Source organism: Pseudoxanthomonas composti, from assembly GCF_004122095.1.
Taxonomy (GTDB): Bacteria; Pseudomonadota; Gammaproteobacteria; order Xanthomonadales; family Xanthomonadaceae; genus Pseudoxanthomonas_A; species Pseudoxanthomonas_A composti.
Genome location: NZ_SAWZ01000015.1, coordinates 1 through 19,825 on the forward strand (window position 1 = coordinate 1; position 19,825 = coordinate 19,825).

General features: G+C 68.6%; 14 protein-coding genes and 2 pseudogenes. 5 read left to right on the forward strand and 11 right to left on the reverse strand.

Annotated features, from left to right (window positions below; genetic code table 11):
• Positions 1 to 136 precede the first annotated feature (136 nt).
• Together oleD and oleC are read right to left on the reverse strand one after the other, a co-directional pair.
• Entirely contained in the window at positions 137 to 1,141 is a 1,005-nt protein-coding gene (oleD, locus tag EPA99_RS17980; RefSeq protein ID WP_129472642.1) for a 2-alkyl-3-oxoalkanoate reductase, read from the reverse strand.
• On the reverse strand, positions 1,138 to 2,784 hold the full coding sequence (gene oleC, locus EPA99_RS17985) for an olefin beta-lactone synthetase (protein ID WP_129472643.1): 1,647 nt from the start codon (positions 2,782 to 2,784) through the stop codon (positions 1,138 to 1,140). Before oleC ends, oleD begins: the two co-directional genes overlap by 4 nt.
• A 128-nt stretch (positions 2,785 to 2,912) precedes the next feature.
• Here oleC and EPA99_RS17990 point away from each other — a divergent pair, with 128 nt between their 5' ends.
• Entirely contained in the window at positions 2,913 to 3,293 is a 381-nt protein-coding gene (locus tag EPA99_RS17990) for a YkgJ family cysteine cluster protein (protein WP_129472644.1), read from the forward strand.
• A 19-nt stretch (positions 3,294 to 3,312) separates the two neighbouring features.
• Here EPA99_RS17990 and EPA99_RS17995 read toward each other — a convergent pair whose 3' ends face one another.
• Positions 3,313 to 4,275, reverse strand: coding sequence for an alpha/beta fold hydrolase (locus EPA99_RS17995; RefSeq protein WP_241688467.1), 963 nt, complete (start codon positions 4,273 to 4,275; stop codon positions 3,313 to 3,315).
• Between the two features lie 152 nt (positions 4,276 to 4,427).
• On the opposite strand from EPA99_RS17995, the pseudogene EPA99_RS18000 reads away from it, so the two are divergent.
• Together EPA99_RS18000 and EPA99_RS19185 are read left to right on the forward strand one after the other, a co-directional pair.
• A pseudogene (locus EPA99_RS18000) lies at positions 4,428 to 5,039 on the forward strand (UPF0149 family protein); the annotation flags it as partial.
• A 21-nt stretch (positions 5,040 to 5,060) separates the two neighbouring features.
• Positions 5,061 to 5,168 (forward strand): annotated as a pseudogene (locus EPA99_RS19185) (SEC-C metal-binding domain-containing protein); the annotation flags it as partial.
• Positions 5,169 to 5,510: 342 nt separating this feature from the next.
• Here the strand turns inward: EPA99_RS19185 and EPA99_RS18005 are convergent.
• The 3 genes from EPA99_RS18005 to EPA99_RS18015 all read right to left on the reverse strand — a co-directional run bounded on the left by EPA99_RS18005 (position 5,511) and on the right by EPA99_RS18015 (position 10,073).
• Positions 5,511 to 6,527: a 3-oxoacyl-ACP synthase III gene (locus tag EPA99_RS18005; protein ID WP_129472647.1), complete on the reverse strand. Its 1,017-nt coding sequence runs from the start codon at positions 6,525 to 6,527 to the stop codon at positions 5,511 to 5,513.
• A gap of 132 nt (positions 6,528 to 6,659) precedes the next feature.
• Positions 6,660 to 6,983: a DUF4156 domain-containing protein gene (locus tag EPA99_RS18010; protein ID WP_129472648.1), complete on the reverse strand. Its 324-nt coding sequence runs from the start codon at positions 6,981 to 6,983 to the stop codon at positions 6,660 to 6,662.
• Positions 6,984 to 7,211: 228 nt separating this feature from the next.
• Positions 7,212 to 10,073, reverse strand: coding sequence for a M16 family metallopeptidase (locus EPA99_RS18015; protein WP_129472649.1), 2,862 nt, complete (start codon positions 10,071 to 10,073; stop codon positions 7,212 to 7,214).
• A 408-nt stretch (positions 10,074 to 10,481) separates the two neighbouring features.
• On the opposite strand from EPA99_RS18015, the gene EPA99_RS18020 reads away from it, so the two are divergent.
• A complete protein-coding gene (locus EPA99_RS18020) occupies positions 10,482 to 10,865 on the forward strand; it encodes a hypothetical protein (protein ID WP_129472650.1) in 384 nt (127 codons plus the stop codon).
• Between the two features lie 155 nt (positions 10,866 to 11,020).
• Positions 11,021 to 11,500, forward strand: a complete 480-nt coding sequence (locus EPA99_RS18025) for a tRNA (cytidine(34)-2'-O)-methyltransferase (RefSeq protein WP_129472651.1) — start codon at positions 11,021 to 11,023, stop codon at positions 11,498 to 11,500.
• 550 nt (positions 11,501 to 12,050) lie between these two features.
• Here EPA99_RS18025 and EPA99_RS18030 read toward each other — a convergent pair.
• The 5 genes from EPA99_RS18030 to EPA99_RS18045 all read right to left on the reverse strand — a co-directional run bounded on the left by EPA99_RS18030 (position 12,051) and on the right by EPA99_RS18045 (position 19,631).
• Positions 12,051 to 13,412: an MFS transporter gene (locus EPA99_RS18030; RefSeq protein WP_129472652.1), complete on the reverse strand. Its 1,362-nt coding sequence runs from the start codon at positions 13,410 to 13,412 to the stop codon at positions 12,051 to 12,053.
• Positions 13,413 to 13,583: 171 nt separating this feature from the next.
• Positions 13,584 to 14,273, reverse strand: coding sequence for a M15 family metallopeptidase (locus EPA99_RS19035; RefSeq protein WP_241688462.1), 690 nt, complete (start codon positions 14,271 to 14,273; stop codon positions 13,584 to 13,586).
• Between the two features lie 72 nt (positions 14,274 to 14,345).
• On the reverse strand, positions 14,346 to 15,125 hold the full coding sequence (locus EPA99_RS19040) for an N-acetylmuramoyl-L-alanine amidase (protein WP_241688463.1): 780 nt from the start codon (positions 15,123 to 15,125) through the stop codon (positions 14,346 to 14,348).
• Positions 15,126 to 15,164: 39 nt separating this feature from the next.
• A complete protein-coding gene (locus EPA99_RS18040) occupies positions 15,165 to 16,763 on the reverse strand; it encodes a serine hydrolase (protein WP_241688464.1) in 1,599 nt (532 codons plus the stop codon).
• A gap of 126 nt (positions 16,764 to 16,889) precedes the next feature.
• Positions 16,890 to 19,631, reverse strand: a complete 2,742-nt coding sequence (locus EPA99_RS18045) for a TonB-dependent receptor plug domain-containing protein (protein ID WP_241688465.1) — start codon at positions 19,629 to 19,631, stop codon at positions 16,890 to 16,892.
• Positions 19,632 to 19,825 lie beyond the last annotated feature (194 nt).

Genomic DNA, 19,825 nt, shown 5'->3' on the forward strand with positions numbered 1-19,825 from the left:
GGGACGGCTTCTTCGCGGCTGAAGCCGCTCCCACAGGATGGCCGGCGCCGCGCGTGGCCGAGCTACAACGCCGCTGCTCAGACAGGTTGTAGCCGCCGCGAACCTTCTGTCACAGGATGACGATGCACCAATGTCGTCAGCGCGGATGATGCGCCAGCCAATCCGCGCGCAGCCGCGCCATGCCTTCTTCCATCGACACCCGCGGCACGTAGCCGAAGTCGCGACGCGCCGGCTCCATGCTGTACCAGTGCGGCGTGCACAGCTGCTCTGCCAGGAAGCGCGTGAGCGGCGGCTCGCCCTTGAGCGGCAGCAGCTTCCACAGCGTCTCGCAGGCCGCGCCGATGCGATAGGCCGCCTTGAACGACAGCGCCTTGTCCACCGGCGGCGTGCCGGTGGCGGCCAGCAGCGCGTTGAGCAGCTCGCGCATCGGCCAGGGCTCGCCATTGGAGATGAAGTAGGCCTTGCCTGCGCAAGCAGCGCCGACTTGCAGGTGATCGAAGGCATCGAAGTGTGCCTGCGCGGCGTTGTCGATGTAGGTGGTGTCCACCTTGTTCATGCCATCGCCAACCAGGCGCAGGCGGCCGCTGCGCGCGCGCTCGACCAGGCGCGGCAGGATCTGCTGGTCGCCCGGCCCCCAGATCAGCCGCGGCCGCAGCGCCACGGTGGCCAGCTGCGCATCGTTGGCGGCCAGCACATGCTGCTCGGCGATCGCCTTGGTCGCCGCATACGGCGCCTGGAAGTCCTCGCCGTAGGGCACCTCATGCGCGCCCAGGCCTTCCACCGGATGCGTGGCGCGGTGGGTCACGCTGGGCGTGGAGGTGTAGACCAGCTTGTGAATCCCGTTGGCGCGGCAGGCGGCGATGACGTTGTCGGTGCCGGTGACATTGGCGCTGTGGTAGCTGGCGTAGCTGCCCCAGGCGCCGGCCTTGGCGGCGTTGTGGAACACCGCATCGACTCCGGCCACGGCATGGGTCACCGCATGCGCATCGGCCAGGTCGCCCTGGATCTGCCCCACGCCCAGGCGCGCCAGCGCGGGCGAATGGCTGCGCTGGAAACTGATCACCTCATGGCCACGCGCAAGCAGTCCGCGGCACAGCGCCTGCCCCAGGAAGCCGCCACCGCCGGTCACCAGAATTTTCATGCCTTGCGTCCTTGTTGTGCTGCGGCCCACCGGCTCAGCGTTTCGCGGCCGATCTTGGCGTTGTGGCGGATATCCACCGGAAATCCCGGGTGCTGCAGGAAGGTGTGGATGCCCCGCAGGTGGGAATGACCTTGGGCGATGGCGCGCAGGTCGGCGACCACCGCATCGGCCCGCTGCGGCGAGACCTCCGGCCGCAGCTCGAAGCACAGCACCGGCGCCTGCGCGCCGGGCGCGCCGACGCCGACCAGCGCGGTGCGTCGCACCTCCGGGTGCACGTTGAACACCGGCTCGGCCTGTTCGGTGTACAGCGGGCCATCGGCCGTTTCCACACGCTGGCTCTTGCGCCCGCAGAACCACAGCCGGCCTTCGGCGTCGAAGTAGCCCACATCGCCCATGCGATGCACCACCCGGCTGCCGCCCTCGGCCAGCGGCTCGCGGATCTTGGCGATGGCAGTGGCCGCGTCGCGATTGAAGTAGGCATCGGTGGCGGTGGGTCCTGCCACGGTGATCTCGCCGACCACGCCGACGCCCACCTCGCGCGCGCCGCTCCATTCGGGAATCGGCGCATCGTCGATGGCGATCACCCGCACCAGGTTGGGCTCGACCGCGCGGCCCACGCAGGTCCCCGCGCCGGCCTCGGTGGCTTGGCGGGTCGCCTCCAGTTCGCGGCCCTCGATCACCGCCACCGGCAGGCATTCGGTGGCCCCGTACGGCGTCCAGAACTGCGCATCGTCCGGCAGCAGCGCGCGGATCTTCTCCACGATCTCCGGCGGCACCGGCGCGCCGGCCGAGGTCACGCGCTTGACCGTGGGCAGCGGCCGGCCGTACTCGGCCAGCACGCGCATCAGCGCCGGTGAGCCGAACAGCTGGGTCACACCGAAACGGTCGATGGCCGCGTGCAGCTTGGCCGGATCGGCGCTCGCCGGCCGGGTCGGGTCCATGTCCGGGATCACGCTGGTCAGGCCCAGGGCCGGGTCGAACAGCGCGAAGGGCGGGAAGGTCGGCAGGTCCACGCCCCCGGGCAGCATGCCGAAGGCCTTGCGCAACAGCTCGATCTGGCCGGCGAAATGGCGATGGCGATACACCACGCCCTTGGGCACGCCGGTCGAGCCGCTGGTGAACAGGATGCCGGCCACTTCATCGCCGTCGGTGTCCGCCAGCTGCGGCCCGGCGCCGGCCCCGGCGCGCTCGATCCGTGCCAGCGTGGTGCCGCCCCAGGCCAGCCGCGGCCCGACGGTGACGATCTTCCTGGCACTGCGCGCCCAGCCCAGCAGCAGACGCGCGGCCTGCGCCAGCGGGATGCCGATGAAGGCCTGCGGCTGCGCCTCGTCCAGGCACTGCTTCAGCGCGCGCCGGTCGATGCCCGGGTCCACCAGCACCGGCACCGCGCCGGCCTTGAACAGCGCGAACATCAGCAGGAAGAACGCTGGCGAGGGCCGCACCATCACCACCGTGCGCGTGCCACGGCCGATGCCGTAGCGGCCCAGCCCCGCGGCGATGGCATCGCTGCGCGCATCCAGCTGCGCGTAGGTCAGTTCGATGTCGTAGCGACCGCTCCGTCCGGGGCAGCGCAGGGCGATCTGGGTGGGGCGCTCGCGGGCCAGTTCCGGCAGGCGCGCGGCGATGTTGCTGTGGACGCTCATCCGCGCATTGTCGCCGCTGGATGCAGCGTGCGGGAACCGGCCCGGTGCGGCCAGGCTTGCGCGGCGGCCGGGTTCGGGCATGATCCGCGCCGCGATCTCCCACTTCCACCGCGCACGGCCCGGTCCCCATGCATCCCTGCCTCAGCTGCGGCGCCTGCTGCGCCCACTACCGCGTGAGTTTCCACTGGAGCGAGGCCGATCCGGCACTGGGGGGCGCCGTGCCCGTCGAACTCACCGAATCGCTGCGCACCCACGAGCGCGCCATGCGCGGCACCAACCAGGCCCAGCCGCGGTGCGTGGCCCTGGACGCGGACATCGGCCGCTACAGCCGCTGCACCATCCACCAGCGTCGGCCCACGACCTGCGCTTTGGTCGTGGCCTCGCTCGAGTTCGGCCAGCGCAGCGTGCAATGCGACAAGGCGCGCACGGCCCACGGGTTGCCGGTGCTGCTGGAGCAGGACTGGCGCGACGTCGGCCAGGCCGAGCGCAACCCACCGCCGGTGCTCTGAGGGCGCACCGGCGCGGCCCTCAGAGCGGATGCGCGTCCAGGAAGGCGCGGATCTGCGGCACCAGCACCTGCGCCTTGTCTTCCAGCACGTAATGGCCGGCGTCTTCGAAGGCGCTGACCTGCGCATGGGGCAGCGCGCGGCGGAAGCCTTCCAGGAAGTGCTTGTCGAACACGAAATCCTTCAGCCCCCAGCCGATGAAGGTCGGGCGGTCGGCGAAGGTGGGCAGGGCCTTGCCCGCCGCCTCCAGCATCGGCCAGGCGCGGTCGGCCGGGGACAGCGGGATGTCCTGCATGAAACGCACGGTGGAGATGCGGTGGGCCCAGCTGTCGTAGGGCGCCACGTAGGCGCGGCGCACCTCGGCCGGCAGCTTGTTTTCGATGCCCACGTAGGAGGCGCCGCTGGAGAAGGCGTTGAACGCGCGGATGATGAAAGACCCGAACAGCGAATCGCGGCCCAGCGCGATCTGCCAGGGCATGGCCTTGGCCGCCGGCAGCGGGAACGCGGCGGTGTTGGTGATGACCAGCCGCTTGACCTGTGCGGCATGGGTCAGCGCCCAGCCGAAGCCGATCATGCCGCCCCAGTCGTGTACCGCCAGGGTCACCGGCGTGGCGTCGTCGATGCCGGCGTGGCGCAGCAGCGCCTGCAGGTCCTCCACGCGCCAGGCCAGGGTGTAGTCGTAGGCGGGCGGGCGCCCGTTGGCGTCCGCACGCCCGTGCGGGTGGCGCAGGCCGCCGCCATCGTCGGGCTTGTCGGACAGGCCCATGCCGATGTGGTCCGGGACGATGCAGCGATACGCCTTGCCCGAGCGCGGCGCCGCAAGCTCGGTGACCAGGTTGCGCCAGTAGTAACTCCACGACGGATTGCCGTGGACCATCACCACCACCTCGCCATCGCGCGGGCCTTCGTCCAGATACGACATGGACACACCCGGGCGCACGTCCAAGCGCTTGGGGGTGAAGGGATAACCAGGCAGCTGCATCAGGCGAAGTCGGGCGATGAAAGCGGTCGCGCATTGTAGGGCAACGCTCTGGATGGGCGCCGCGGCGCTCTCCCTGCCACACCCCTGTATGCCCCACGGATCGCAATCGCATTGCAGCCACTACCATGGGGCCCCTTCTTCCGCTCCCCACTGCCATGGCCGCCTCTACCACGCCTCCCTCCAGCCTCGACGATCAGCAGATCCAACGCCTGTCCGACCTGCTGGATCGGCGCGCCGTCCCGTTCAAAGGCTTCAACCTGGAAGCACTGGACGGATTCCTCTCGGCGATTGCAGTGTCGCCATCGCAAATCCCGCAGAGCGAATGGGAACCGCTGATCTGGGGTGGCAAGCCGCCGCGCTGGGACAGCCCGGAGGAAGCCGCGCAGGTGCAGCAGCTGCTACTGGGCCACTGGAACATGTGCGCCGCCCGCGTGCGCCTCGATGGCGACAGCCTGCCCGAGCATCTCGCCCCGCTGATGTGGCTGCCCGAAGATCCGGAACTGACCGGCGAGCAGGCGCTGCGCGAGGACGAACTCGACGTCGGCGGCGACTGGGCGCTGGGCTTTTTCACCGCCGCGGAACTGCGCGAGGCCGAGTGGGACCAGTGGCTGGATGACAACGACTGGATCGAGGAAATCTTCGACCACCTCGACCGCCTGGCCAGCGGCGAGTCGATCGATCCTGAAGATCCGACCGCGCCGGGCACGCCCGTCAGCTACCGCGAGCGCCTGGAGATCATCTCCGCGGTCCCGTCCATGCTGGCCGACCTCAACCATCACCGCGTGGAGGCCCTAACCCCGCGCACCCCGGTCCGCCGCGACGACACGCCCGGACGCAACGACCCGTGCACCTGCGGTAGCGGTAAGAAATACAAGAAATGCTGCGGGTCGAATTAACCCCCCGTCTGCTGCCAAGGCAGGCCGGTATCCGGTCCGGCCCGCCACCCATGCACCTTGCCCAGAACCGCGCGTTGGACCGAGCCGCTGCCAATCGCGTGCTTGGACAGGCATGCGATGGGAACGCAAGCGCGTCGGCTGCTTTGCTTGGCAAGGTCAGGCGTCGACGCGGCCCTACGTGACAGCCGGCCGCATCTGAGCGCTGGCACGCGTCATTGACCGCAGCATGAGCTTAACTTGCAGGCGGCAGTGCCCGTGCAGGAAATCCACGCACTGATCGTTTGCTTAAGAAGGCTAAAAGCGCCGGGCAGGGACACCACCTGCTAGGCCCGGTCGAACGGTTCACCACACCACTTCGGCCATCGAGCAGTTCAGCCCCGAGCCGATGCCCAGCAGCGCGATGCGGTCGCCCTTCTTCAGCCGGCCCAGCTCGCGCAGCTTGCTCAGCACGATCGGCACCGAGGCCGGGCCGATGTTGCCGTGCTCGCCGAAGATGGTCATGACCTTCTTCGGGTCGATGCCGAAGGACTTCACGAAGGCGGCCGTGTGCGGCTGGCTGACCTGGTGGATCACGAACTGGTCCAGCTCTTCCACCGCCCAGCCCATGACCTGGCGCGCGGCAGCGAAGGTCTTCTGCGCCAGCTTGAGGCCTTCGATCAGCAGCATGCGGGTGTCGGTGACCATGCGGTCCAGGTTGCCGCGGCACAGCTTGTTCCACTCGGTCGCCGAGCGGGTCACCCCGCCCTTGTACTGCGGGGCTTCCGGGGCCAGGTCGCGGCGCGACATGACCATGGCCACCGAGCCGCTGCCCAGGGTCAGGGCGGCCAGCTCGTCGCGGAACTGCTGTTCGGTCAGGTCCGCCGCGCTCAGGCGCTCCATGGTCTTTTCGTACAGCACGTTCGCGGTCTCGCCATCGACCACCAGCGCGTAGTCCACTTCCCCGCGCTCGATCATGCGCGCGGCGATGTCCATGCCGTTGATGAAGGCCAGGCAGGCATTGGTGATGTCGAAGGCCATGCAGTGATCGGCCACGCCCAGGTTGCCCGAGACGATGGAGGCCGTGGACGGCTCCAGGTAGTCGCGGCTGACCGAGGTATTGATCAGCAGGCCGACCTTTTCCACGTCGATGCCGGCATCGATGAGCGCAGCGCGCGCGGCCAGGGTGGCCGCGTCGGAGGCCTGCACGTCCTCGTCCCACAGGCGCCGCGCATGCACGCCCACCACATCGCTGAGCATGTCCGCACGAATGCCCAGGCGCTGCAGCGTCGGCTGCAGGCGTTCATGGATCGCTTTGGAGGTCAGCGTGTGTGGCGCATCGATATGCGCCAGTCCCGCGATGGAGACATTCTCGAAAAGCATGCGAGGAGAGCCCAAGACTCAGGCGATAAGGGGCGACAAGGGTAGCCGTTTGCGGCCCTTGGCGCATCTATCGCGGCTTTTGCAGGGCAAAAGCGCGATCTTGGGCGGTCCGTTGCCGGACGCGAGCCGTATTCAGCCGCCGCATCGCCAGGCGGCGAAGCGCTGTTCGCCATCGGCCGGGTCGCCCAGGGCCTGGATGGTGTCGGCCTGGATCTTGGGCGCCTCGTTGCGGGCCAGGGTCTCCAGTTCGTCGCGGACCTTCAGGTCGTTGCGGCGATAGAAGGCCACCTTGTCCTTGACCGTGACCACCACGTCGCCTTGCTTGCGGCAGCTCGACGGGCTGGCCGCGCCCAGCGGCAGCACCCGGACCCCCTTGGCCCCCTCTTCCATCGGCACCCAGGTGCAGGCCGAGAGCGACAACACGACGAGAGCGGGAGCGAGCAGGCGCAGGGACATGGGGTTTCCAGGCTGGAGGGACGCGATGCCGGCATTGTGTGACGGGATCGCGGGCCGAAACTGAATGAAAGCAACCGCAAAGGCAAGGGGACCGACGCAAGCGTCGTCCTGGCCGGTACATCGCGGTCGCGCCCTGCACGATGCCTGGGGACCGAAGGGCACCTGGCTACAGGGCAGATCGGGAAGGCGCCGGTCGCCGGCGCCTTCCTTAGGTTGAAGCCATGCCGCTTACTTCACCGGCTTGCCGTCGGCGTCCAGCACGGTGACCTCGCCCAGGCCCAGCGCGCGGATCGGCGCGGCGATCTTGGACAGGTCGCCCACCACGACATAGGTCAGTGCGCCCGGGTCGATGGTGCTGGCGGCCTTGGCCACGTCCTGGGCGGTCATCGCGTCGTTGCGCGCCTTGTACTGCAGCACGTAGTCGTCCGGACGGCCGAAACGCAGGTTGCTGAGCACCTGGCTCAGCACCGCCTCGCCGGTCTCGTAGGCGCCGGGCAGGCTCAGGGTATTGGTCGCGCGGATCTTGCCGACCTCCGTGGCCGTCACCGGCGCACTGCCGTCGGCGAAGGCGGCGATGTCCTTGCGCAGCTCGGCCAGGGACTCGGCGGTCTTGTCGCTCTGCACCGCGGCGCTGGCGAACCAGGGCCGCTGGCCCAGCGTGTTGCTGGCGCGGCTGTAGGCGCCATAGGCCCAGTGCTTGTCCTCGCGCAGGTTCATGTTCAGGCGCGAGGAGAACTCGCCGCCCAGCACGCCGTTGGCGAAGTCGAAGTCCACCGTGCCGGCATCGCCGGTGGGCGGGATCAGCTGGCCGACATAGAGGTTGGACTGGATCGCGCCGGGCTGGTCGATCAGGAACACCCGCGGCTTGCCCGGTCGCTGCACCGTGCTCACCGCCGGCAGCCTGGGCGCGTTGGCCGGGGTTTTCCAGTCGCCCAGGCGCGCCTCCAGCAGCGGCAGGATCTGCTTGAGCGTGGTATCGCCCACCACTACGATGCGGGCCTTGTCCGGCTGCAGCCACTGGTCGTGGAAGGCCACCAGGTCTTCGCGCTTGAGCGAGGCGATGGAGCTCTCCGTGCCGCTGCCGGTGAAGGGGATGGCGTAGGCATGGCCCTGGCCGTACAGCAGCGGCGGCATGATGCGCAGCGCGGCCGTCTGCGGGCGCGCCTTCTCCTGCTTGATGCCGGCCAGCCAGGTGGCGCGGACGCGGTCGATCTCGGCCTGGTCGAACTTGGGACGACGCAGCACGTCGGCCAGCAGGTCCAGCGATTCGGGCAGCTTGTCGGCCAGCGCCGACAGGCCGACCGTGGCGCTGTCCAGGCCGGCACCGGCGGACAGCTCGGCGCCCAGGTCTTCCTGCCGCGCCGCCAGCGCCAGGGTGTCGTACTTGCCCGCGCCCTGGTCGAGCATGGACATGGTGAAGCTGGCGGTGCCGAGCTTCTTGCCGACGTCGGCCGAATAGCCGCCGGGGAACTCCACGCTCAGCTGCACCACCGGGGTCTGGTGGCGCTCCACCAGCACCACATCCATGCCGTTGGACAGCGTGGCGCGCTCCAGGGAGGGGAATTTCAGCGCAGGGAACTCCTGCGTGCGCGGCACGCCCTGGCTGCGGTCCACGCTGCTCTTGACGGTCTTGAAGCGCGGATCGGGCTTGGGGATGGCGGCCGGCTTGGTCGCGGGCGCGGCGATCTGCCGCTCGGGGATGGCCGAGGCCGGCGTGTCCGACGGCTGCACCACCACGGTGTGCGAGCCCACGCCCAGCCAGCGCTTGGCCGCGGCCTGCACCTGCGCGGGCGTGGCCGCCTCGATGGTGGCCAGCTCGCGCTTGTAGCAGTCCGGGCTGCCCTCGTAGATGGTGCACGAGGCCAGCACGTCGGACTTGCCGCCCATGCCGCCGACCCGCTCGATGCCGCGCACGAAGCCGGCGCGGGCGCTGACCTTGGCCCGCTCCAGCTCCTTCGCGCTCGGGCCCTGGTCGATCAGGCGCTTGAGTTCGGCGTCCATCAGCTGCTCGACCTTGGCCGGATCGACGTCCTGCTTGACCGTGGCGGTCAGGAAGAAGGTGCCGGCGATCTCGCTGCTCCAGTTGTTCGCGCCAGCCTGGTCGGCGACCTGTTCGCCATGCACCAGCCGCTCATCGAAGCGCGAGGACGCGCTGCCGCCCAGCACCTGGGCGAACAGGTCCAGCAGGGTCGCATCGGTGCTGCCCATCTGCGCCACCGGCCAGGCCCGGTAGATGCGCACCTGCGGCACGCGATCGGGCACGGTCTCGCGGGTGTCGGCGCTGCGCTTGGGAATGTTCGGCGCCATGTCCGGCAGGGTGGCCGTGGCCGGGATATCGCCGAAGTACTTCAGCGCCTTCTCACGCGCGGTCTTCTCGTCGATGTCCCCGGCCAGCACCAGCACGGCGTTGTTGGGGCCGTACCAGCTGCGGAACCAGGTCTTGACGTCTTCCAGCGTGGCCGCGTCCAGGTCGGCCATCGAGCCAATGGTCTGCCAGCTGTAGGGGTGCCCGGCCGGATACAGCGCCTCGAACATGCGCCCGGTGATGCGGCGGCCGTAGGGCTGGTTTTCGCCCTGGCGCTTTTCGTTCTGGACTACGCCGCGCTGTTCGTCCAGCTGCTTCTGGTCGATCGCGCCCAGCAGGTGGCCCATGCGGTCCGATTCCATCCACAGCGCCATGTCCAGCGCGGTGGTGGGCACGTTCTCGAAATAGTTGGTGCGGTCCTGGTTGGTGGTGCCGTTCTGCTCGGTGGCGCCGACCAGCTCGAAGGGCTCGAAGAACTCGCCCTTGTGGTTCTCGCTGCCCTGGAACATCAGGTGCTCGAACAGGTGCGCAAAGCCAGTGCGGCCGGGCTGCTCGTTCTTGCTGCCCACGTGGTACCAGACGTTGACCGCCACGATCGGTGCCTTGCGGTCGGTGTGCACCACCACGCGCAGGCCGTTGGGCAGGGTGAAGCTGGAATAGGGGATTTCCACCGGGCTGGGCGGGGCATCGGCCAACACCGGCGCAGCAGTGGACATCCCGCCCCCCAGGGCGGCGGTCAGGGCAAGCGCGAGCAGGGCGGCACGCGGCCGGCGCGTCTGGGACATGGGGCAAGGCTCCGTGGATACGCATCGAGGCCGCACAGCGTAACCGCGGTCCTCTTTGGCCGGCATGGGCCACAAGCCACGGGCCCCCGGCCGGCTCCGGTCACATCGCTCACTCGGGCGCCGTCCCGTCGCCATCAGGTCGATCTGAACCTCAGCGAGTGTCCGCAACCGGACTCGGACAGGGAAAGCGGACGACCGGTCGCCGACCTTTCGCTCGATTTTCCTTCATTTTCAGTGGCTTGCGTTTGGCACGCGATCTGCGTTGCCTTTCACGACAAACCCACACTCGTCTCTAAATGAACAAATGCTGAATCTCATCTCACCAGAAGCAGAAGTTTCTTGCCAGCCCTGATTAGGTGTACTACCTTACTACCACACCACACAACAACGACACCGGAGCACCTCCCCATGAACACCAAGACCCTCCTCGCCACCGCCGCCGCCGCCCTGTTCGCCACCTGCACCGGCTCGCTGATCCTGTCCCATGGCGACACCGTGCAGGCCGCCCCGGCCCTGACCGCCCACAGCGCCCGCATCGTCGACCTGCCGGCCGTCAAGGTCGCCCCGGCCGCCGAGGACCTGGCGTACTTCCAGGCCCATGCCCGGGCCAACGTGACCGAGTTCGCCGCGGTGCAGGTCCGCCCGGATCCGATCGATCTGGCCTACTACCAGGCCCGTCTGGCCGAGCAGCGCATCGTCGACCTGGCCGCGGTGACCGTGCGCCCGGCCGCTGCCGACCTGGCTTATTACCTGGCCAACCAGGCCGCTGGCGCCGTCGTCGCCGCCAACTGAGCGGGTCCGCCCGCTCCTTAAGCTGCACCGATACGCTTTCCGTTCCAAGGCCTCACCCGCGGCACGCAAGACCGCAACACCGCTCCGCCGTCCCATGCGCCAAGCCACCGGCCCTGCATGCGGCCAGCCTGGGCACTGCCGGTAAACTTCCGGCGATGAACGACCTGCTCGACCTCGATGTCCTGCTCTATCAGCCTGAGATCCCGCCCAACACGGGCAATGTGATCCGGCTCTGCGCCAACACCGGCGCGCGCCTGCACCTGATCCAACCGCTGGGTTTCACCCTGGAAGATCGCCAGTTGCGTCGCGCCGGGCTGGATTATCACGAGTACACCGCGCTGCGGGTGCACCCCAGCCTGCAGGCGGCGCTGGAGGCGATCTCGCCTGCCCGCCTGTTCGCCCTGAGCACGCGCGGCGGCGTGCGCTACGACACGCCGGTGTACGCGCCGGGCGATGCGCTGCTGTTCGGCCCGGAAACCCGTGGCCTGCCGGCGCAGGTGCTGGACGCTTTGCCCGACACGCAACGCCTGCGCCTGCCGATGCGGCCGGACAACCGCAGCCTCAACCTGTCCAATGCGGTGGCCATCACCGTGTTCGAGGTCTGGCGCCAGCGTGGCTTTGCCGGTGGTGCCTAGGCAGCCTTGTGGTCATGTCGCTTCTTTGCACGTATCGAAGGTGCTTGCGCCCCTTCAACGGTTGCAGGTTGTGCGAATGAAGACTTCGGATGGTCAGCGGGTCGCCGGCCGGTAGCCACTCTTTCCTCGATCGGGGCATCCGGCTCTGCCTTGAGGCGCTCGGCGTCCTGTCCCATGCGCACTGCCCTGCGGGTGATTGCAGGCTCATCGAGTTTGCTCGCCAGGCCGGCATGTCGATGCCCGCTAACCACTCCAACCTGCCCAAGGCTGGAAGATTCCAGTTTGGAGAACCAGAACCTATCCGGCGCCGAGCCTGGTCCTGAGTCGGGGATGGCGGAAAGCGGGCCAGGGATGGCCCGCGGCGGCGAGTCAGCCATGGATGGCTGACCGAGCCGAGGAGCCATGCCCGGCTCAGGGCCAGGCTGCCTGCCGAAGTCGGCCACGCAGGACCGCTATGCCATCAAACCATCAGCACCCGGCATGAGTGCGAGAACAAAGAAGCCGCCCCGAAGGGCGGCTTTTTGCTGCGCGTAGAACGGCTCGCCTGCGATCAGCGCTTGCCCACGCGCGCATGCATCGCGCGCTCGTGATCCAGCCAGTTCTCGCCCTTGTTCTTCAGGAAGAACACGTACACCAGCAGCGAGACGAACATCACCGCCGTGGCGTAGATGATGAAGGTGTCCATCTGCTTGGCGCTCTTGGCCCACTGGTACAGCAGCGGCGCGGTGCCGCCAAAGGCCGAGTTGGCCAGCGCGTAGCCCAGGCCCACGCCCAGGGCACGGATGTAGCTGGGGAACAGCTCGGCCTTGACCACCGCGTTGATCGAGGTATAGCCGGTGAGGATCACGAAGCCGATCACCAGGATCGCGAACGCCGACCCGAAGGTGGTCTGCTGCGGCAGCGCGGTGATCAGGTACCAGGTGTAGGCCACGCTGCCGACGCCGAAGAACACCAGCAGCGACTTGCGGCCGATGATGTCCGACAGCCAGCCACCGACCGGCTGCAGCAGCATCAGCACCGTCAGCGCCAGCAGGTTCAGCGTGGTGCCCTTCATCACGTCATCGCCCGCGAAGGCGGTCTGGATCATCTTCGGGCCGGTCACCGAGTAGGTGTAGAAGGCCAGGGTGCCGCCGGCGGTGATCAGGAAGCACAGCAGCAGCGGCTTCCACTGGTTGACGAACAGCTCCTTCAACGAGCCCGACTTGCGCGCGCCGCCGGCCTTGGCGTCCTCGATGGCTTCGTGCGAGAGCGACTCGTCCATGGTCCGGCGCAGCCAGAACACCACGATGGCCGACACGCCGCCGATGGCAAAGCCCAGGCGCCAGCCCCACTCGCTGACGTGCTCCTTGCTGAAGAAGGTCAGCAGCAGGAACAGCGTGAGCTGCGCCAGCACGTGGCCGCCCACCAGGGTGACGTAATGGAAGGAGGACAGCAGGCCGCGGTGGCCGGGCACGGCCGCCTCGGACATGTAGGTCGCACTGGCGCCGTACTCGCCACCGGTGGCGAAGCCCTGCAGCAGGCGCGCCAGCACCAGCACCACCGCCGCGCCGACGCCGATGGTGGCGGCCGTGGGCACGATGGCGATGCCGAAGGAACACACCGCCATCAGCGTGACCGACAGGGTCAGCGCCGCGCGGCGGCCATGGCGGTCGGCATAGCGGCCGAAGAACCAGGCGCCGATGGGGCGCATCAGGAAGGTGGTGGCGAAGATGGCCCACACCATCAAGGTGGCGTTCTTGTCCTCGGGCGAGAAGAACTTTGACTCGAAGTAGCTGGCGAAGACCGAGTAGACGTAGACGTCGTACCACTCCACCAGGTTGCCGGCCGAGCCCTTGAGCGTGTTGGAGATCGAACGCTTGAGGCTGTTGCGACTGGGATCGATGCCGGAGGCGGCGCTGCTGGCTGAGGTCATGGCGTGGCTCGATGTTTCAAAACGACGTGGGAGTATGGGCGCGCCGGTCGGTGGCGTGAATAACACGATGGGCGAATGCTGCAGCGCAATGCCCGTCCACGAACCCGCGCGCTCGGGCCTTTTCCGGCGCTGGGAAACCTAGCGGCAGGGCGCCGCCGCTGCCGTGAAGCCTCACTCCACCGGCACGTCGTAAGCCGTGTTGGGCGTCGGCTCCGGGCGGTAGGTGAAGTGCCACCACTCCATCGGGTAGTTGGCAAAGCCATGCCGCGCCATCGCCGCCACAAGCTGCTGCCGGTGCTGGCGCTGGGTCGGGCCGGCCAGAGGCGAGTCGGTGTTGGCGCGGGTGTCGAAGAAGTCGAACGGCGTGCCCATGTCCAGTTCCTCGCAGCGCCCGCCCTCGCAGCGCAGGAGGGTGAGATCCACCGTGGCGCCGCGGCTGTGGCCGGAAGTCTCGGCGATGTAGTCCCCCAGCAGCGCGGCCTTGTCCAGGTTCGGGTAGAACTCCGGCTTGGTGCGCTGGTCGGCCAGGTCCCGCGCCCACTGGACGAAGCGCTCGACCGCGCGCACCGGGCGATAGCAGTCCAGCAGCTTCAGCCGCAAGCCCTGCGCGCGCAGATCCTCCTGCACCTGTGCCAACGCGCGGGCGGCCGGCGAAAGCAGCAGGCACACCGGCGCGGCATAGCCTGGCACCGGCGCGCCGGTGAAGTTGTGCGCGCCGGCGTAGCGCATGTCAGCCACCACGTCCGGCGCCAACCTGGCCACGTCGATGAGGTCCACCTGCGCGGCGCGGGTCGCCGGCGACACCTCCACGGCCTGGGCGCCAGCGGCGCCGGACAGCGCCCACAGCAGGACCAGGCCCATCGCGCGGGCACAAGGCGATCGCAGGCGTGGCAGCGACATTCGTGACCTCACAAGGGTGGCACCGCGCCCACCTCAGGGTGCGGGCGGCTGGCTCAGGCTGTTGAGGATACGCAGGTCCTCGCCGTCCAGGGTCTCCCCCTCCAGCCCGCGGAAGTGGTGACGGAAGGCGCGCACGGCGGCGGCGCGGTCGGCGATGGGATAGCCGATCAGGCGCAACGCGGTGTAGGGGTCGAAGCCTTCCGGCGCGGGCGGCGCGTCGGCGGCCGGCCAGCGCCCAAACCCGGCATCGGCCAGGCGCTTCCAGGGAAACAGCGGCCCGGGGTCGGTCTTGCGGGTCGGCGCGATGTCCTCATGGCCCACGATCTGGGTGCGCGGGATACGCAGGCGCGTGCACAGGTCTTCCAGCAGGACCAGCAGGCTGTCGATCTGCGCCTGGGCGAACGGGGAATGGCCATCGTTGTCCAGCTCGATGCCGATGGACACCGAGTTGACGTCGGTGATGGTGCCCCAGCTGCCGGCGCCACCATGCCAGGCGCGGCGCTCGTCGCTGACCAGCTGGAAGCGCTTGCCATCGGCGCCGATCAGGTAGTGCGCGCTGACTGGCCCCCCGGCGTTGCGCGTGCTCAGCGTCTGCAGGCTCTCCTCCACCGAGTCCTGGTCGGTGAAGTGGATGACGATCAGGATCGGCCGCCGCAGATCCTGGTTGGGCGACGCGCGCCAGGTCGCCAGCGGATTGCGCGCAGGACCGCTGGCGCAGGAGGCCAGGGCCAGCACCAGCAGGGCGGCGGCGCCGCCGCGCAGCAGCCGTGGCAGCGCGGGAGCAGGCGAAGGGCGGAGGAGGGTGTGAGACATGGGGGATCCTGTCAACGAAACACGGGTCAAGTCGATGACTCAGCGCGCCGGGCAATGGCCTGTACGCACGAAGTCGAGGTCGGCGTAGTCGTAGCTGAAGTCTGCGCCGGGATCGACGTGCGCCAGCTTCAGCCCGACCTGGCCTTGCGCGCCGCCGGAAAAGGACAGCCAGGGCTCGGCGTCGACGCTGGGATCGGTCCAGTCCACCAGCAGTCGCTCGCCGACCTGCATCACCGGGCCCTGCAGGCGCGGGGACTTGCTGGCACGGAAGTGCACGCCCTTGCCCTTGGGGCAGATGCGGACCTCGCCGAACCAGGCATCGCGATACACGCCCAGCCACGGCGCCATCGCCTTGGGCGTGGCCGCGATGCGCCTTGGCGCGGGCGCGGTTTGCTTGCGCGGCGTCGCAGGCGCGGCCGCCGCGGCCAGCAGTGCGGCGTAGTGGTCCACGTCCAGCTCGGCCCGGCCCGGCGCGGTATAGAACTTGGTCAGCGCCTGGCCCAGCGTGGTGCGCGCGCCCTCGCCCTCGCCGTTGATGAGGATGATGAAACCGGTGCGCTGGTCCGGCAGCAGCACCAGCGAGGAGTACATGCCCATCAGTGTGCCGGTGTGCGCGACCTTCCACTGGCCATCGACATCGGAGATGCGCCAGCCGTAGCCATAGCCGTACAGGTGCGTGCCATCCCAGTCGCGCATGCGCTGGGAGATCGGCATCGGCGTCTGCAGGGCCCACACCGCGTTGCGCTGCGCCGGGCTGATCCAGATCCGCGCGGTATCGGTATCCAGCCAGATGCCGATCCAGGTCAGCATGTCGCGCAGGCTGCAGCGAATCCCACCGGCGGCCATCGACGGCGAATCGGGAATCTGCGCGCCATCCTCGCGCACCACGACGTTCCTGCCGGCCTGCTGCATGTGCGGCTGGGCGACGTTGCCCACGCCATCGCGCGACCAGGCGCCGACCTGGCAGCGGTGCATGCCCAGCGGGCCGAACACTTCCTCGCGGATCAGCTGCTCGTAGGGCTTGCCGCCGGCCTTGGCCGCGACCTCGCCGGCCACCACGTACAGCAGGTTGTCGTAGGCGTAGTGCGCGCGGAAGCTGTGGGTGGGCTTGAGATGCGCCAGCCCGGCGATGATGTCGGCACGGGTGAAATGGTTGGGCTCGGGCCACAGCATCAGATCGCCCGCGCCCAGGCCCAGGCCGCTGTTGTGGATCAGCAGGTCGCGCACCTGGATCTGCTCGGTCACCCACGGGTCGTGCATGCGAAAGTCAGGCAGGTACTTGCGCACCGGGTCGTCCCAGGACAGCTTGCCCTGGTCCACCAGCCGCGCCAGCAGGCCGGTGGTCATGGCCTTGCTGTTGGAGGCGATCTTGAACAACGTGTCGGCATCGATCGCCCGGCCCTTGCCCGCCTCCAGCTCGCCAGCGGTGCGCGTGTAGACCACCTGCCCGTCCTGCACCACGCCCACGGCCAACCCAGGCAGCTGGTAACGCTGCATGGCCTGGTCGAACAAGGCGTCGAAGCGGCCTTGCCGCGCGTTCGGCGCTGGCGTCTGTGCGGCTGCGCCGGCGCAGGCCAGCAGCGCCAGGCCCGCCATCACCCACGTCCGGGCCTTGTCGAAGCCGGAAAGATCACGCATCGATCGAGTGAGGCTCATCGCAACCTCCAGGCGAGGGTTTGAGGCTTGGAGCAGGCGCTGTTGTGGAGCAGCGATGTTGAAGTGGCGCTCACAGCAGCATCCCTTGGAGATCCAGCGCGACCTGCCTCAGAAATCGTAAGTGAAGTTGGCGAAGACCTGGCGGCCGATCGCGCTGTAGACCCGCGGAAAATACGGCCAGGCGGTGTAGGTGTCATCGCGCGGCGGCATCTTGTTGAAGGCGTTGAGCACGCTCAGGCCGATGGTCGCCTTGTCGGTGATGCGCTTGGACAGGTCCAGGTTCCAGACCACGTAGGGCGCGGTGCGGCCGGTCTCGGCGTAGTTGGGGCGCGTGCCGAAGCGGTAGCCGTAGACGCTGGCGTTCCACTGGCGCAGGTTCCAATTCACCCGCCAGTTGCTGCGCGTGCGGAAGGCGTTGTATTCCACGTCGTTCATCACGTCCACGGCCGGCTCATCGCTGAACTGGGCCGATTCCATCTTCAGCACGTGGGTCCAGCCTGCCTGCAGCGAGAAGGCGCCCCAGCTGCCGGCATCGAAGCTGTAGCGCAGGTTGGCGTCCACCCCTTCGGTGCGCAGCAGCGCGGCGTTGATGGGATAGGTCTCGAACGAGCGCACGTTGCCGTTGGGATTGAGCTCGGTGACCGTGCGATCCACCGTGGAGGTGTACAGCCCGCAGGCCTCGGACGCGGTGTTCACGGCCTGCCCCTGGCGGTCCACGCCCAGCAGGCAGTTGGCGTTCTGCTCCAGGTAGTACTCGTTGCTCAGGGCCTGGACGCGGTTCTCCAGCTCGATGCGGTACCAGTCCACGCTCATCGACAGCGATGGCAGCACGTCCCAGACCAAACCGATCGTGGTGGACTTGCCCTTCTCCTCCTCCAGCAGCGGGTTGGAAGAGTTGGTGGAGAAGGACTGGTACTCGTAGCCGGTCTGGCAGGCGTCTGAGGCGTAGTCCAGGCCGTCGCGCCGGCACTGGTACTCATCGACGATGAAGGGGTTGTTGGCGGTGCGTCCGGCGTAGACCCACAGCAGGTCCGGCGCGCGGAAGCTGGTGGCGTGGCTGGCGCGCAGCAGCAGGCTGTCGAGCGGACGCCATTCCAGGCCGGCCTGCCAGGTGATGGCATCGTCCACCGCGGTGATGTCGTCGTACTTGTCGTAGCGGCCGGCCAGCGTGGCATCCAGGCGCGAGACGATCGGCACGCGGAACTCCAGGCCGGCCGCGTAGCGGTCGCGTTGGCCGCCGCCCGGGGTCTGCTGCAGGTTGTAGATGCGCTCGCTGCCGGTGTAGTCCAGCGTGGTGCGGATGTCGGGGCTGAGCACGTATTCCTGGCGCGCCGCTTCCAGCACGCCGGCCACCTGCACGGCGCCGGCCGGTAGCTGGAACAGCTCGCCGCTCATCACGAACTGCGCCTGGTCGGTGCTGGACTCGCCCTTGCTGACCACATTGGTGGTCAGCTGGTCGTAGAGCTCGGCGCTGCCGGGGGCGAACAGCCGGTCCACGTTGAACTGGCGGATCTCCACCCCGGCGGCGGTGTAGCCCTGCAGCGGGCCCAGGTAGTAGTCGCGCACGGCATTGGTGAGAAAGCGCGGACGCTCGGTGGTGATGTCAAAACGCGACAGCGACACGCTGGCGTCCCAGTCGAAGCGGCCGTCCAGCACGGTGCCGCGCACGCCGGTGTTCAGGCTCCAGGATTTCTCGTCGTAGCGGATCTTCTTCACCCCGCCGACTTCCTGCGGCAGGAAGATGCGCTGGGCGGTGACCAGCCCCAGCTCAGGGTCGAACACGGTGAAGGGCGTCTCGCCGATGTAGTAATGGGTCTGGCTGGAGCTGGAATCCTTGGACTGCGTGGCCAGCACCTGCGCATAGCCCTGCAGGTTGGGGGTGAAATCGAAGGTGCCGGCCAGGTAGGCGGAGGTCTTGCCGTAGCTGTTCTGGATCGAGCGCGCGTCGTAGTAGCCGGGCGCGCCGCAGCGGTTGGGCGCGGCCGCGCTGGTGCTGCTGTAGAACGGCACGAAATCCGGGTTGGTGCGCGCGCAGGCCTGTTCCAGCGCCGCGGTGGAGGTGGACAGCGCACCGTCGTCGCCCAGCCAGTTGTAGGTGCCGCCATCGAGGAAGTACACGCCGGAGATCGAGGCGGTGGGCTTGGCCGGATTGTTGCGGTACTGCGGATGGGCGTAGTACGAGAGCCCGCGCTGGGAGGCGGTGATTTCCTCGCGGTCCAGCCGCTCGAAGGCGTAGGTCAGGCTCCAGCGCTCGCCGGTCTTGCCGCCGGTCCACTGCAGCTGGCCGGTGTCGCCGCCGCCTTCGGTGGCGGTGCCGCCGCGCACGCGCACGCTGTCGCCATCGAAGTTGGTCTTGGTGATGATGTTGACCACGCCAGCCACGGCGTCCGAGCCGTAGATGGCCGAGGCGCCGCCGCTCATGACCTCGATGCGCTCGATGGCCGCGGCCGGGATGCTGCCCAGGCTGACCGCGCTGCCGTTGGTGCCGTAGGACTGCGGGTAATCGGCCAGCCGTTTGCCGTTGAGCAGGATCAGCTGGTAACCCGGCCCGAGGCCGCGCAGGTTCATGAACTGCCCGTTGGGCGAGCTGCCGGTCTGGTCGGCCTCGTTGAAGGCGCTGCCGGTGAACTGGGTCAGCGTGCCCAGCGACTCCCACACCGTGGAGAAGCCCTGCTTCTGGATATCCTCGGCGGTGATGACCTGCACCGGCGCCGGGCCCTCCACCTGCGCGCGGGCGATGCGCGAGCCGGTGACGGTGACCTTGTCCAGATCGCGCGTGGCGCCGCCCTGGTCGGACTGCGCGAACGCGGCAGCAGGCAGGCACAGGCCAGCCAGCAAGGCCGTGGTCAAGCGACGGCGCCTGGGAAGAATGCAATGGACGGACAAGGGCTCTCTCCTAGGAAACGAATGGGGTGCCGCACACGCTGCGGCAGCTGCCGCAGGCCAGGGCCATGCCGACCCCAACGAAGGCCGGACCCTCACGCGCGATCGGCGAGCGGGCTGGCGCGGTCTTGCAGGCAGGCACCATGCTTCCCCGTGCCCGT